The organism is Reyranella aquatilis (assembly GCF_020880995.1).
GTDB lineage: Bacteria > Pseudomonadota > Alphaproteobacteria > Reyranellales > Reyranellaceae > Reyranella > Reyranella aquatilis.
In genome coordinates this window covers 58,922-71,917 of sequence record NZ_JAJISD010000013.1, presented here as the reverse complement: position 1 = coordinate 71,917, position 12,996 = coordinate 58,922, and the positions used below count along the sequence as shown (strand labels likewise).

General features: G+C 66.8%; 13 protein-coding genes. 5 read left to right on the top strand and 8 right to left on the bottom strand.

Annotated elements, in window-relative coordinates; genetic code table 11:
• Positions 1-182 precede the first annotated feature (182 nt).
• Positions 183-968, top strand: a complete 786-nt coding sequence (locus LJ725_RS24580; protein WP_230553593.1) for an EipB family protein — start codon at positions 183-185, stop codon at positions 966-968.
• Positions 962-1,768 (top strand): EipB family protein, encoded by an 807-nt coding sequence (locus LJ725_RS24575; protein WP_230553592.1) that lies wholly within the window; start codon positions 962-964, stop codon positions 1,766-1,768. The genes LJ725_RS24580 and LJ725_RS24575 overlap by 7 nt, the downstream gene beginning before the upstream one ends.
• Positions 1,769-1,891: 123 nt before the next feature.
• Here the strand turns inward: LJ725_RS24575 and LJ725_RS24570 are convergent, their stop codons facing one another.
• From LJ725_RS24570 to LJ725_RS24560, 3 genes are read right to left on the bottom strand one after another with little or no spacing between them, the layout of a single operon-like run.
• On the bottom strand, positions 1,892-2,797 hold the full coding sequence (locus tag LJ725_RS24570) for an ROK family protein (protein ID WP_230553591.1): 906 nt from the start codon (positions 2,795-2,797) through the stop codon (positions 1,892-1,894).
• A gap of 6 nt (positions 2,798-2,803) precedes the next feature.
• Positions 2,804-3,886, bottom strand: coding sequence for a linear amide C-N hydrolase (locus LJ725_RS24565; protein WP_230553590.1), 1,083 nt, complete (start codon positions 3,884-3,886; stop codon positions 2,804-2,806).
• 31 nt (positions 3,887-3,917) lie between these two features.
• Positions 3,918-4,943, bottom strand: coding sequence for a patatin-like phospholipase family protein (locus LJ725_RS24560; protein WP_230553589.1), 1,026 nt, complete (start codon positions 4,941-4,943; stop codon positions 3,918-3,920).
• 128 nt (positions 4,944-5,071) lie between these two features.
• Between LJ725_RS24560 and LJ725_RS24555 the strand changes: the two genes are divergently transcribed.
• Together LJ725_RS24555 and LJ725_RS24550 are read left to right on the top strand one after the other, a co-directional pair.
• The gene (locus LJ725_RS24555; protein ID WP_230553588.1) at positions 5,072-6,241 is read left to right on the top strand and encodes an MFS transporter; all 1,170 of its coding nucleotides are present in this window, start codon (positions 5,072-5,074) and stop codon (positions 6,239-6,241) included.
• Between the two features lie 64 nt (positions 6,242-6,305).
• Entirely contained in the window at positions 6,306-7,067 is a 762-nt protein-coding gene (locus LJ725_RS24550; protein ID WP_230553587.1) for a tellurite resistance TerB family protein, read from the top strand.
• A gap of 57 nt (positions 7,068-7,124) precedes the next feature.
• Here LJ725_RS24550 and LJ725_RS24545 read toward each other — a convergent pair whose 3' ends face one another.
• Both LJ725_RS24545 and LJ725_RS24540 read right to left on the bottom strand, forming a co-directional pair.
• A complete protein-coding gene (locus tag LJ725_RS24545; protein ID WP_230553586.1) occupies positions 7,125-8,231 on the bottom strand; it encodes an LLM class flavin-dependent oxidoreductase in 1,107 nt (368 codons plus the stop codon).
• A gap of 86 nt (positions 8,232-8,317) precedes the next feature.
• Positions 8,318-8,836: a DUF2867 domain-containing protein gene (locus tag LJ725_RS24540; RefSeq protein WP_230553585.1), complete on the bottom strand. Its 519-nt coding sequence runs from the start codon at positions 8,834-8,836 to the stop codon at positions 8,318-8,320.
• A 49-nt stretch (positions 8,837-8,885) separates the two neighbouring features.
• Between LJ725_RS24540 and LJ725_RS24535 the strand changes: the two genes are divergently transcribed.
• Positions 8,886-9,452: a cysteine hydrolase family protein gene (locus LJ725_RS24535; protein ID WP_230553584.1), complete on the top strand. Its 567-nt coding sequence runs from the start codon at positions 8,886-8,888 to the stop codon at positions 9,450-9,452.
• An 85-nt stretch (positions 9,453-9,537) separates the two neighbouring features.
• Here the strand turns inward: LJ725_RS24535 and LJ725_RS24530 are convergent, their stop codons facing one another.
• The 3 genes from LJ725_RS24530 to LJ725_RS24520 form a co-directional block, all read right to left on the bottom strand.
• The gene (locus LJ725_RS24530) at positions 9,538-11,037 is read right to left on the bottom strand and encodes an aldehyde dehydrogenase (RefSeq protein ID WP_230553583.1); all 1,500 of its coding nucleotides are present in this window, start codon (positions 11,035-11,037) and stop codon (positions 9,538-9,540) included.
• A 98-nt stretch (positions 11,038-11,135) separates the two neighbouring features.
• Positions 11,136-11,303, bottom strand: a complete 168-nt coding sequence (gene rpmG, locus LJ725_RS24525) for a 50S ribosomal protein L33 (protein ID WP_020696277.1) — start codon at positions 11,301-11,303, stop codon at positions 11,136-11,138.
• An 82-nt stretch (positions 11,304-11,385) separates the two neighbouring features.
• Positions 11,386-12,984, bottom strand: a complete 1,599-nt coding sequence (locus tag LJ725_RS24520; RefSeq protein WP_230553582.1) for a S41 family peptidase — start codon at positions 12,982-12,984, stop codon at positions 11,386-11,388.
• Positions 12,985-12,996: the final 12 nt, after the last annotated feature.

The following is a 12,996-nucleotide window of genomic DNA, read 5'->3' as shown; positions in this document are numbered from 1 at the left end:
AATTCCTCCCTGTGTAGCCCTGACGCAGGCGATCATTCTGGTATTCCGCGCGCATGGATATTACGCTTGGCAGCCCGGCTACAAGGCCTAGCCTCCCAAGCCCTCGTCAGTTGACCACGCATAGTTTTCGCCGTCCTCGCATCCAAACAGCGGTCGTTGTCGCCGCGGTCGGCGCTCTTGTGTTGCTGGGCCTGTGGATAAGAGGCGCCGACGCGCAGCAGCCTGACTTCCCGCTCGTTCCGCACCGGGCGACCTACGACATGAAGCTGTCGGTGGCGCGCGCCAACAGCGGGATCATGGAAGTCACGGGCCGCATGGTCCTCGAGACCGTCGAGGCCTGCGAGGGGTGGGAGGTCAAGCAGCGCATCAAACTCAAGTTCCTGCGCAACGACGGCGACGAATTCTCGACGGATTCTAGCTTTACAAGCTACGAGACCAAGGACGGTCTGGCGCTGAGGTTCAGCGTGCGCAACATCCAGGACGACGAGGTCGAGGAGGAGTTGCGGGGCACTGCCGATCTCGATGCACCGGGGGCCAAGGGACGGGCGTCGTTCTCGCTCCCGGAGGCGCGCAGCTTCGAGCTTCCGGCCGGCACGCTGTTTCCGACGACCCATCTGGCCCTCGTGCTCCGCCACGCGCGGGACGGTGACAAATCGGCGTCCTACCTGGTGTTCGACGGCGCGCGCCTCGACGGTGCCTTCCAGGTCAACGCGGTGATCGGCCGGCCACCCCGGCAGACCGGAGCGCCGGTGGTCCGCGGCGACGTCGCGCTGCTGCGCAATCAACCCTCATGGGGCGTGCGCTTCGCCTTCTTCGCGACGGGTGACCAGGGCGCCCATCCCGAGTACGAATTGGCCCTCGACTTGCTGGGCAACGGTATCGCCCGCTCGATGTTGCTCGACTACGGCGAGTTCGCCGTGGATTCACGTCTCGTTCAACTCCAAGCCCTGCCGAGGCCACGATGCTGAATTGCCGCCTGCTGGTGCCTGCCGCCGTTCTCGCCTGCCTGGCCACTCCGGTGATGGCTCAGGAGATGGCGCCCCATCGGGCCGTCTACGAAGTGGGCGCGATCGAGAACGGGAAGCCGAGCGACGGGACGCGCGGGACCTACGCCTACGAGCTGAAGCAGACCTGCGACGGCTACGTCATCTACCAGCGCCTGCGCCTCGAAGCCTCCGGCCAGCGTTCGGCGGTGGTGAGCGAACAGCAGACGCAGATGACCGAGAGCAAGGATGGCCGGAGGCTCACCTTCGAACATCGCTCGGTGGCCGGCGGCAAGCAGACCAGCCTGATCAAGGGCGATGCGGTCATGTCGGATGACGGCACGGGGCAGGCGCGGTTCACCGATCCCGAGGGGCAGACCGTGGCGCTGCCCAAGGGGACACTCTTCCCGGTCGCGATTGCACGCGCCACCATCCGCGCCGCCAGGGCGGGCGAAAACAGCTTCGATGCGCTGTTCTTCTTCGGCGACAAGGTGAAGCCGCCGCAGCAGGTCAATGCCGTCATCGGCAGGGTGCCGAAGCGATTGGCCGACGTGAAGATCCCCGACGGCGGGGAAGAGATGGTCGACGGCCGCACCCGCATCTACTACCGGGCCGGCTTCTTCGACGCCGAATCGAAGGGCCAGGGCGAGCCGGCCTTCGAGATGAGCAGTGTCACGCTCGACAACGGCATCGAACTCTACGGCACCCACGAGCAGGGCGAGGGCGGCATCGAATACCGCATCACCCGCCTCGAGCCGATTCCAAAGCCCGAGTGTGGCAAGTAAGCGCTTCCAGGCGCGCTGCTGACGCTGTCGTCCTGAGCACAGCGAAGGATCTGACAGACCGACCAGGGAACTCCTTCGCGAGCGCGAGATCCTTCACTTCGCTCAGGCTGACAATATTGCGCGTTAAGCAGGCCACAACCACGCGGCGCCGCGAACGCCGCTGGAATCGCCATGCACCGGTGGGCGCAGCATGGTCGCGATGCGGTCGCGCTCCGAGAAGATGTAGTCCTTCCACAATTCGGGAACACGCTCGTAGAGCTGCGGGATCTTCGAGAGGCCGCCGCCCAGCACGATGACGTGCGGGTCGAGCAGGTTGATCACGTTGGCGAGCGCGCGGGCGAGGCGGTCGCAGTAGCGCTCGAAGCACGCTGCCGCGATGGCATCTCCCTTCGCGGCAGCCTCGGGAATGTCGGTGGCGCGCAGTTCGCGGCCGGCCGCGCTCGCGTACTGGCCCTGGAAGGCCGGGCCGCTCAGCCAGGCCTCGACGCAGCCCTTGCGGCCGCAATAGCACTGCGGGCCGGGCCGCTCGTCGTCGCGGGGCAGGGGCAGCGCGTTGTGCCCCCATTCGCCGCCGATCGCCTGCGCCCCGACCAGCGGCCTGCCGTCTATGACGATGCCGCCGCCGACGCCCGTCCCGAGGATCACGCCGAAAACCACCGGCGCGCCGGCGCCGGCGCCGTCCGCCGCCTCCGAGACGGCGAAGCAGTTGGCGTCGTTGGAGAAGCGGACATCGTCGCGACCGAGGCGCTTCTTCAGGTCGACGTCGAGCGGCCGACCGTTGAGCCGCGTGGAGTTCGCGTTCTTCACCAGGCCCGTCGCGGGAGAGATCGCGCCGGGATGGCCGATGCCGATGCGGCAGCGGGCGCCGGCCTGGGCCTCGAGATTCTGGACCATGACGGAAAGCGCATCGAGCGTCGCATCGTAGCTTTCGCGTGGCGTGGGCACGCGCAGGCGCACGCGTTCGGCGCCGCTATCGTCCAGGACGATGCCTTCGATTTTCGTGCCGCCGAGATCGATGCCGATGCGCATGGGCTCCTACGGGGTTGCGGGCAGGAACTTGAAGGGATCGGCCGGCTTGAACTGGCCCGACGTCTCACCGGAAAAGACCTCGCCGTCCTGAATGGTCAGCTTCTTCACGGGAGCGCCGGGCTTCAGGTCGAGCCTGTCGAACGAGACCCAGAACGTGTTGGGTCGCGTGGCCGAGTCGAAATAGTAGACGAGGTTCTTCTGGTCCGAGACGGTCCGCCAGATCGTCGACGAGATGTTGGGCTGGTCCGGCGTGGTGATGCCGAGCGGCACGCTGACCGCCCGCATCACGCTCATGACGCTGGCCACGGCCTGGTAGGTGAAGGACTGCCCCGGCACACCCTTCAGGTAGTTCTCGTCCTTTGCGCGCGGGATCGCGGACAGCAGGAAGGAGGCGCGCGCGAAGCGATCGGCCGCCCGGTTGGTGCCGGGCAGGAAGGTGAGGCCGCCGATGCCCTTCCAGTAGGTGTCGAGCGCCAGCTGCTCGTCGTAGACCGGCGAGTTGGTCATGACGGTGTACTGCTTGCCGTGATGGATCACGAGCTTGCCGTTCACATACTCGAGGATGGCCGAATCGCCCGAGGCGTCCGAGAGGGAAAGGTGGAGCGTCGACGGCGCGCCGTTGGGCAACGCCGGAGCGAAGACGTTGAAAGGCTCGGCCCGGAGCGCCTCGACGGCCTCGACCACAGTGGCGAAATTGTCGAGCACGTATTGCAGCCAGGTGGACAGGGAAAGATCGGGCTTGCCCGGCACGGGCTTGGGATACTGCGATTCCGCGAGATAGAGCAGGTTTGCGACCAGCCCTTTCTCGTTCATGCCGTCGGTGCTGCCGGCCTCGTAGCCCGATACGATCACGCTGCCGTATTTCGAGGTCCATTCGGCGGACTTGGGACCGGCCGCGCCGTTGCGCTTCATGCCGGCCGGCAACGTCCAGAGGTTGGAGGACATGTCCTCCTTCCAGTCCATGTTGCGCCCGGTGAGGACGAGGTTGCCCTCGCCGACATAGAGCGTTCGCGTGCAGGCCTGCGCGGGAGTCGAGAGGGAGGCCGTGAGTGCGGCGACGGCCGCCATGCCCGCAACAAGCCGCCTCATCGTTCTTCTCCCTGTTTGCTTGCCGTCGATCTCACAGGAAGCGTGCCCTTATGTCGATGCTGTTCTCCACGCCGATCTTGTCGAACGTCGAGGCCAGCCATCCGGTTGCGGCGGCACGGCCGGCCTGGAACAGGTGGTCGAGGAACTCCGGCTCGATGTTGAACTTGCTGACTGCCCCGAGCGGCGCCAGGGTCGGGGCGTCGCTGATCGAGTGGATCAGGAGTTTCCGCAGGCGTTCGCCGAACTCGCCGGTCACCGCGCCCTTGTCGATCAGCTCCTGCACGAAGGCGATGGCGCGCATCTCGGCCATCAAGGCGCCGCCGAACGTGATCTCGTTCAGGCGGTCCGCGATCTCGGCGTTGGACCGCGGAACCTCTGCGCGACCGGGCGGATCGACCTCGACGATGACGACGTCCTCGCTCTCGCTGTTGTAGATGAACGGCCAGATCGGCGGGTTGCCACGAAAGCCGCCGTCCCAATAGGGTTCGCCGTCGATCACGACGGCCTCATGGATGCTGGGAAGGCAGGCCGATGCCAGCAGGGCGTCGATCGACAGTTCCTCGCGCGTGAAGATGCGCACCTTGCCGGTCGCCACGTTGGTGGCGGCGATGAAGGCCTTGATCTGGTGGCAGGCGCGGACGGCGTCCTGGTCGAAGTGGCGGGTGAGCAGGTCGCGCAGCGGATCGTATTTCAGCGGGTTGCGCTGCCAGGGCGTGAGGGTGCGCTGGATCAGGTCGGCCCACAGGGCGCCGGGTGAGTCGTCGAGGTTCCAGTTGCCCTGCAGGCGGTCGAGCGGCGTTCGCCGGATCGGACTGGCGATCGACATGCTTCCCAGCTCACCCCAGAAGGCGGCCAGTGCGGAGCGGGCGCCGGCCGGACCGCCCTTGGCCCACCCCTGCAGGAAGATGGCGGCGTTCATGGCGCCGGCGCTGGTGCCGCTGACGGCTTCGAACTCGAGCCTTCCGTCCTCGATCAGCGCATCGAGAACGCCCCACGTGAAGGCGCCGTGGCTGCCACCACCTTGCAGGGCGAGGTTGATGCGCTTGGTCGCTGTCATGCGTGTATCCTCATCGGCGGCGGGGCGTTAGACTCTCCGCCTGTAGAGAAGCGAGCGGAACGGGCGGCATTATGGCGGAGGAGAAGGGGCGCAAAGCGTGGCGAAAGCGCCCGTCTACGATCCTGTGGATGCTGTCGCTCGGCCAGCTCATCACCTGGGGGCTCGTCTACTACACGTTTCCCCTGTTCGTGGTGCCGATGACCGAAGAGCTCGGCTGGTCACGCAGCGCCATGTTCGGTGCCCTGTCCGCGGGGCTGCTCACGGCGGGGCTGTGCTCGATTCCCGTGGGCGCCTGGATCGACCGTGGGCATGGCCGCCTCCTCATGACCGGCGGTTCGGTGCTGGCCGCGGTGCTTTTTCTCCTGTGGTCCCGCATCGACTCGCTGCCGATGTTCTACGTGCTGTGGGTGGGACTGGGCGCCTGCCAGGCCGTCACCCTCTACGAGCCCGCCTTCGCGGTGATCACGCGCGTGTACGGGCCGCGCTACAGGCAGGCCATCCTGCTGATGACATTCCTCGGCGGATTGGCCAGCACCTTCGGCATTCCCTTCGCGCAGTTTCTGATCGGAGAGATCGGATGGCGGCTGGCGCTCGATGTGATGGCGCTCATCGTGCTCGGGGTCGCCGCGATGCACTGGCTGATCGTTCCGGGACCGCAGGAAGAGGCGGTGCCTATCGCCGCGCCGAAACCGCTCGAGGAGGGGGGCGCCAAGAGGAGTCCGCTGGCGACCGCGATCCGCGTGCCGGCCTTCTGGGGGCTGGTCGTGGCCTTCGCCGGCTACGGACTCGCCTTCTCGGCCATGAGCTTCCATCTCATCCCGCTGCTCGACGACCGGGGCGTGCCGATCGGCGTCGTCATGGCGATCATCGCGCTGATCGGCCCCATGCAGGTGTTCGGTCGGGTGCTCCTGATGGTGGGGCAACGCCACATCACCACGATCCAGCTCGGCGCGCTGATCTACTTCGCCTTCCCGATCTCGATGGGCTTCCTCGCGACCGGCATAACCGACGTCTATCCGCTCATCCTCTTCGCGGTCGTCTACGGCATCGCAAACGGTCTGGTGACAATCCTGCGCGGCATGGCGGTGCCGGAGTTCATCGGTCCGGAGGGCTACGGCGTGGTCTCGGGGGCGCTCACGATGCCGACCAACGTCATGCGCGCGGCGGGGCCGGTGCTGGCGTCGCTCGCGTGGGGGGCGTTCGGCGGGTACACGCCGGTTCTCTGGGGGCTGGCCGGCATCATGCTGATCGCGGCCTGCGGGTTCGCGGCTGCCGCTTTTCTCTCGAAGCGCGCTTGAAACGCCAGCTTTTGCCACAATCGCACATCAACTGACCTCGCGTACTATAATGAAGCGAGGCGACATGTTTGATGCGAAGCGTTTGCTGGAACAGTTCATGGGCGGCCAGGGCGGTGGCCTGGGCGGACTGGGTGGTATCGCCGGTGGCCAGCCCGGTGGCCAGCCCGGGGGGCAGGGCGGTCCGGGCGGATTCCTGAGCGGCGCGGGCGGCGGCGCGCTGGCCGGCGGGCTGGCGGCGCTGCTGCTGGGCAGCAAGACCGGCCGCAAGATCGGCGGCGAAGCGCTCAAGCTGGGCGGCATGGCCGCGGTCGGCGCCCTGGCTTACAAGGCCTACAACGACTGGCAGGCCGGTCGCCAGGCCCCGCCGGTCGCCCAGGCGCCGAGCGCGCCGGTGCCGATGCTGCCGGCCCCCAGCGGCACGCCGTTCAATCCCTCGACCGAGGCGGGCCAGCAGACCCTGGCGCGCCACCTGCTTCGCGCGATGATCGCCGCCGCCAAGGCCGACGGCCATGTCGACGCCCAGGAACAGGCTCGCATCTTCGCCGAGATGGACAAGCTGCCCCTCGATGCCGACGACAAGGCCTTCGTGATGGACGAACTGCGGGCCAAGCTCGACGTCGACGCGGTGGCCGCGGCCGCCGCGACACCGGAAGAGGCGGCCGAGATCTATGCCGCGTCGCTGCTCGCCATCGACGTCGACAATGCCGCCGAGCGCGGCTACCTCGGCATGCTGGCGGCGCGCCTCAAGCTCGACGACGCTCTGGTCGCGCATCTGCACGGCAGTGTCGCCTCGGCGACCGGCAAGGCCGTCCCGGTCGCAGCCTGACGCAGACAGAAGAGGCCCCGTCGCTTCGGCGCCGGGGCCTTTCCTTTGTCGGGCGTGCTACTCGGCCGCGAGTCGCTGCATCCTCGGCTTGAGGTGCTGCACTTTCGGCAGCACCTCCTTCGACAGAAGCTCGAGCGAATGGCGCCAGGCCTGCGGGTTCTCGACATAGTCGAAGCCGAAGACCAGCAGCTGCCCGAACCCGCCGACCTCGTCGTAGATCTTCTCGATCTTCTCGACGACCGTCCGCGGCGAGCCCACGATCCAGTTGTGCCTGGCGCAGTATTCCGGCGTCACGTCCGAATCGGCGTCTGCCGGATCGTGCTTCAGGTATTCGAAGAAGCCGAACTGGGACAGCAGCGGCAGGAAGTATTCCCGCATCATGCGGCCCATGTGCGAGCCCACCGACAGGCGCATTGCTTCCTCGTCGGTGTCGGCCACGAACACCTCGCGCACCATGCGCCACTGGCCGCGATCGGGGGTGCGACCGGATTTGGCGGCGCCGGTCTCGACCGATTCCCAGTGGCTCTTCACGTAGGCCGGATTGAGGTTGAGGCTCATCGGGATGTAGCCCTTCTCGCCGGCGAGCTTCAGCGTGTCCGAGCCCTTTGAGAGGCCGGCGACGCCGATCGGCGGATGCGGGGCCTGCAGCGGCTTGATGTGCGGTTTGAGGAAGCCGAACATCGTGTCGGGCTTGGTGACGTGCCAGTACTTGCCCTTGTAGTCGAACGGCTCGTTCGCCGACCAGAGCTTCAGGATGATGTCGAGCGCCTCGCGCGTCATCTCGCGGTTGGTGCCGGACATGCCATCGACGTTGAACATCGCCCAGTCGCTGGGCAGGCCGGACGCGGCGACGCCGAAGTTGAGCCTGCCGCCCGAGATGTGGTCGAGCATGGCCACGCGGTTCGCGAGTTCGGCCGGGTGATGGTAGGGCAGCAGGAAGCCGCCGGGCCCGAGGCGGATGTTCTTGGTCTGCATCAGCGCCTGCGCCACCAGCAGGTCGGGCGAAGGGTGAGGCTCCCACGGCGCGGTGTGATGCTCGCCGATCCAGGCTTCGGTGAAGCCCAGCTCGTCGAGCCAGCGAATCACCTGGAGATCCCATTCGTGGCCGTCCTTCAGCGACCGCTCGGGTGGATGAGACGGCATGGTGAAGTAACCGAACTGCATCGTTTCCTCCTTGGTTGTTGTTCCTGAAATTCGACTACCAAGCGGGGGAGCGCACAAGAGACAGAAATTGCATGACTGGCGCGGTATCAGACCCGTCCCGCGCGGACGGCGTTGGCCAGCAGCGCCCTGACGCCGAGACGGTGGAAAGGAAGAATGACGAAGAGATAGGCCCTGCCGAACAGGTTGTGCGGGCTCACCGCCGTCGACAGCACCACCCGGTCCGAACCGTCGCGGGACAGCTTGCGGACCGACACCCGGAAATCCAGATGACGGTCGTCGCCGCCGGTGACGATCTCGGTGTCGTTCTGCGCGTACAGCGTGAAACGGGCGATCTTTTCGCCGACCGCATAGGCGGGCTTGATCTCGATCGTGTCGAATGCCGACGCGGTGCTCCTGCGGAGACCGAAGGGGGCCACGATCCAGCCTCGCAGGATGAGAAGCCAGCGCGCCCATCGCGGATGATGGGCGAAGAGCGCGAGGTAGATTTCCGTGATGGTGAGATCGGGCCGGCGCAGCGGCGCTTCATGGGAGTCCCAGTAGTAGGACTGGGCGAGGCCCTCGAGGAATGCGCTTTCCGGCGGTTCGCGACGGCGCATGACGGTCATGCCTCCACTCGACTAGCATTGGGCGGCGGAAGCAAGGGGACAAGGCAGGATGGCGGACGACGTACTGATCCTGATCGACCAGCAAAAGGCCATGCTTCATCCCAAGTGGGGACCCCGCAACAATCCGGATGCCGAAGCGAATATCGCGCGTCTGCTGGCCGACTGGCGCCGGCGCGGCGCACCGACCGTCCATGTGAAGCATGACGGGACGCGGCCGGACTCGCCGTTCCGGCCGGGCCAGGAGGGCAACGAATTCCTGCCGCTCACGGCCCCGCGCGATGGCGAGATGGTGGTGGCCAAGACGGTGCATAGCGCCTTCATCGGCACCGGCCTGGCGGCCGGCCTGCAGGCGATGGCGGGTGCGGGTGGAGAAAAGCCGCCGCTCGTGATCTGTGGGGCCCTGCTCGCCAACTCGGTCGAGGCGACCGTGCGCGTGGCCGCCAACCTGGGATTCCGGGTTCGCCTGCCGGGCGATGCCTGCTGGTCGTGCGACAAGCGTGACCTGACCGGTCGGCTCTGGCCGGCCGAGGACGTGCATCAACTGACTTTGGCGCTGCTGGACGGAGAGTATGCGGAGGTGACGACGACCGAGGCGATTCTCGCCGGCACGCGGTGACCGCGGCAGGTGTTTCGGTCCGGTATCGTCACAAAAAAAGCCGCGCCGGGCGATCACCGGCGCGGCTTCGTTCGAACGGGCCGGATCAGCCGAGCTGGATCCAGGTCGTCTTCATCTGCGTGAACTTGTCGAAGGCGTGCAGGGACTTGTCACGGCCGTTGCCCGACTGCTTGTAGCCGCCGAACGGCGTGGTGATGTCGCCGCCATCGTAGGTGTTGACCCACACCGAACCCGAGCGCAGGGCCTTCGAGAACTTGAAGGCCTTGTTGATGTCGGAGGTGAAGATCGCGGAGGCGAGGCCGTAGATCGTGTCGTTGGCGACGGTGAGAGCCTGCTCGGCATCCTTGACCGGGATGACCGATAGTACCGGCCCGAAGATCTCCTCCTGGGCGATCTTCATCCGGTTGTCGACGTTGTCGAACACCGTCGGCTCGATGAACGAGCCGGCATTGTCGATGTGCACCTGCTTGCCGCCCATGGCGAGCTTCGCGCCTTCCTTCTGGCCGGCGTCGATGTAGCCCATGACGCGCTTGGTCTGGGTCTCGTCGACCATGGCGCCCATCTGGGTCTTGGGGTCGAGCGGGTCGCCCGGCATCATCTTCTGGCCGATCGCCATGACCTTGGCGAGGAACTCGTCCTTGATCTTGTCCTCGACGATCAGGCGCGAGCCGGCGGTGCAGACCTCGCCCTGGTTGAACCAGATGCCGAACGCCGTGCGGCGGGCGGCGACGTCGAGGTTCGGGGCGTCGGCCAGCACGATATTCGGCGACTTGCCGCCGCACTCCAGCCAGACCTGCTTCATGTTGGATTCGCCGGAGTAGCGCAGGAAGTACTTGCCGACTTCGGTCGAGCCGGTGAAGGCCAGCACGTCGACGTCCATGTGGCGGCCCAGCGCCTGGCCAGCGGTTTCGCCGAAGCCCGGCAGCACGTTGAACACGCCCTCGGGGATTCCGGCCTCTGCCGCCAGTTCGGCGAGGCGCAGCGCGGTGAGGGGAGACTGCTCGGCGGGCTTCAGGATCACCGAGTTGCCGGCGGCCAGTGCGGGCGAGATCTTCCAGCAGGCCATGAGCAGCGGGAAGTTCCACGGCACGACGCAGGCCACCACGCCGGCGGCCTCGCGCGTGATCATGGCGATGACGTTGCCCGGGGTCGGGGCGACCTCGTCGTAGATCTTGTCGATCGCCTCGCCGAACCACTGCACCGTGTTGGCCGAGCCCGGGACGTCGACGGTGGTCGAGAAGGCGATCGGCTTGCCCATGTCGAGGGTCTCGAGCAGCGCCAGCTCCTCGCGGTTCTTCATCATGAGGTCGGCGAGCTTCAGCATGATGCGCTTGCGCTGGGCCGGCGCCATGTTGGCCCAGGTGCCCTTCTCGAAGGCGGCGCGCGCGGCCTTCACGGCGGCATCGACGTCGGCCTGCTCGCAGGCGGCGACCTTGGTCAGGACCTGGCCCGTGGCCGGGTTGACGCAATCGAAGGTCTTGCCGGTCAGCGACGCCGTGAATTTGCCGCCGATGAAGGCCTGGTTCCGGTAGCTGAGGCCGCCAATGCGGCCTTTCCAGTCGTCGCGCGAAAGCTGGGCGCTCATAGTCTCTCTCCTCCTCGTTGGATTGCGCGGGAGCCTATCCCACGAAAAAGCCGCCCGGAAGGGCGGCTCGGTCGTCGAACCTGCAGAGCGGCAGGTTGCTACTTGATCTTCGATTCCTTGAACACGACGTGCTTGCGCGCGACCGGATCGTACTTCTTGAGTTCGAGCTTCTCGGTCTTGGTGCGCGGGTTCTTCTTGGTCACGTAGAAGAAACCGGTGTCGGCGCTGGAGATCATCTTGATCAGGATGGAAGTCGGCTTGGCCATGTCGATTGTCCTTAAGCCCTGGAGGGCGAATTCGCAGAGGCGTGCAAAGTAGTCAGCAGGCGTGCCGTGTCAAGCGCAGAGCCTAGGGACGGGCGGCGGCCTGGTAGGTCGCAGATTGCACGGCATGGGCATAAAGGGCCCGATCCCGCAGCAGGCGGACGGCCAGATCGACGTCGGCCTCCGGGGCGGCATCGCCCGGCGGGCAGATCTTGCGCAGGTCGGCGACCTCCTGCTGGGTCGGGTTGCGCAGCGCGTGCCAGCGCATCAGCGAAGCATGGTTGGAATCGACTGTGGCCGTGCCGACCTTGCTGGCATCGCCGACCTTGGAGGTGCAGATGTTGGGCAGCACGCCCAGCTCGTTCCAGGTGTAGCCGGACGGGGCCTGCAGACGCGACCAGGTGAGGATCAGTTCGCCTTCGTTGGCCAGACGGACGACCGTCTGGACGGTCCCCTTGCCATAGCTGGTGGTCCCGATCACCACGGCGCGGCCGCGGTCCTGCAGGGCCGCCGCCACGATCTCGGCCGCCGAAGCCGAGCCGCCGTTCATCAGGACGACGATCGGGAGCTGGCCGGCATTGGGGCGGCCGTTCGAACTGCGGTAGGTGCGCCGGCTGTCGGGGTGCCGCCCGTTGGTCGAGAAGATCGTGCCGTCGCCAATGAACACTTCCGACACCGACTGGGCCTGGTCGAGCAGGCCGCCGCGATTGGAGCGCATGTCGATGATCACCCCGGTCAGGTCCTTGCCGATGTCGGCCCTGGCCTTGTCGAGGGCGGCGCGCAGATTCTCGGTCGTCGCGGTGTTGAAGCCGGTGAGGTGGATCAGCGCCACGTCGCCGCGGCGCTCGTAGACCACCGTCGTCGGCACGATCCGGCCGCGCCTCATCGGCACGCTGATCTCGGCGCCCTGCGAGGGGCGCAGCACGGTCATGGTGACGGCCGCACCGACCGGGCCGCGCAGCTTGGCCACGACGTCCGATAGCGGGCGGTCCATCATCGATTCGGAATCGATGGCGAGGATCTGGTCGCCGACCTTCACCCCGGCCCTGTCGGCGGGAGAGCCCTCCTGGACGGCACGAATCAGGATCTTCTTCTCGTCGGTCCGCTCGACGGTGATACCGATGCCGCCGCCGCCGTCGCGCTGGAAGCGGTTGTCCCGCGCCTCGTCCGGATCGGCATAGCGGCTGTTGCGGTCGAGCTGCTTGGTCGTCGCGGTCATCGCCTGCCGGATGAGCGCCTGCCGGTCGGTCTTCTGCAGAGCAGGTGACGCATCGAGCGAACCGGACATCAGTTCGACCAGGGTCGTTCCCCAGGCCCGCGCATCCGCGGTGTCGGCGGGGACGGGGCGGACCAGGATCTCCTTGCCGTCGCGCTTCACCACCAGCGTTCTGTCGCTGGCCTCGAGGACGAGCGACGGGTCGCTGCTGACGAAGCCGCGATAGGCTTCGACCGAAAGATTGCGGAAATTGGGCTCGTAGAGATGGCGGTCGCCGATCGCCCGGTAGGCCTGGAGCATGACCCGGTCGAAGCCGGCGTCCGCGGCAACGGAAGGGGGGCGGTTCTCGGCCTGACGCTCCGGGACATCCGGGGCGGTGGCGCAGGAAACCACGAGACACGCGGCCACGAGCGACAGGGCCGCGCGTGGCAGCATGGATCCGAGGAAAGGGAGCTGAAGCAAATTCATACCCTGCGCCAA

Excerpts from the sequence above, each read along its gene's own strand:
- LJ725_RS24575 (WP_230553592.1), top strand. The coding sequence starts at position 962 with ATGCTGAATTGCCGCCTGCTGGTGCCTGCCGCCGTTCTCGCCTGCCTG.
- LJ725_RS24570 (WP_230553591.1), bottom strand. The coding sequence starts at position 2,797 with ATGCGCATCGGCATCGATCTCGGCGGCACGAAAATCGAAGGCATCGTC.
- LJ725_RS24565 (WP_230553590.1), bottom strand. The coding sequence starts at position 3,886 with ATGAGGCGGCTTGTTGCGGGCATGGCGGCCGTCGCCGCACTCACGGCC.
- LJ725_RS24560 (WP_230553589.1), bottom strand. The coding sequence starts at position 4,943 with ATGACAGCGACCAAGCGCATCAACCTCGCCCTGCAAGGTGGTGGCAGC.
- LJ725_RS24555 (WP_230553588.1), top strand. The coding sequence starts at position 5,072 with ATGCTGTCGCTCGGCCAGCTCATCACCTGGGGGCTCGTCTACTACACG.
- LJ725_RS24550 (WP_230553587.1), top strand. The coding sequence starts at position 6,306 with ATGTTTGATGCGAAGCGTTTGCTGGAACAGTTCATGGGCGGCCAGGGC.
- LJ725_RS24545 (WP_230553586.1), bottom strand. The coding sequence starts at position 8,231 with ATGCAGTTCGGTTACTTCACCATGCCGTCTCATCCACCCGAGCGGTCG.
- LJ725_RS24540 (WP_230553585.1), bottom strand. The coding sequence starts at position 8,836 with ATGACCGTCATGCGCCGTCGCGAACCGCCGGAAAGCGCATTCCTCGAG.
- LJ725_RS24535 (WP_230553584.1), top strand. The coding sequence starts at position 8,886 with ATGGCGGACGACGTACTGATCCTGATCGACCAGCAAAAGGCCATGCTT.
- LJ725_RS24530 (WP_230553583.1), bottom strand. The coding sequence starts at position 11,037 with ATGAGCGCCCAGCTTTCGCGCGACGACTGGAAAGGCCGCATTGGCGGC.
- rpmG (WP_020696277.1), bottom strand. The coding sequence starts at position 11,303 with ATGGCCAAGCCGACTTCCATCCTGATCAAGATGATCTCCAGCGCCGAC.
- LJ725_RS24520 (WP_230553582.1), bottom strand. The coding sequence starts at position 12,984 with ATGAATTTGCTTCAGCTCCCTTTCCTCGGATCCATGCTGCCACGCGCG.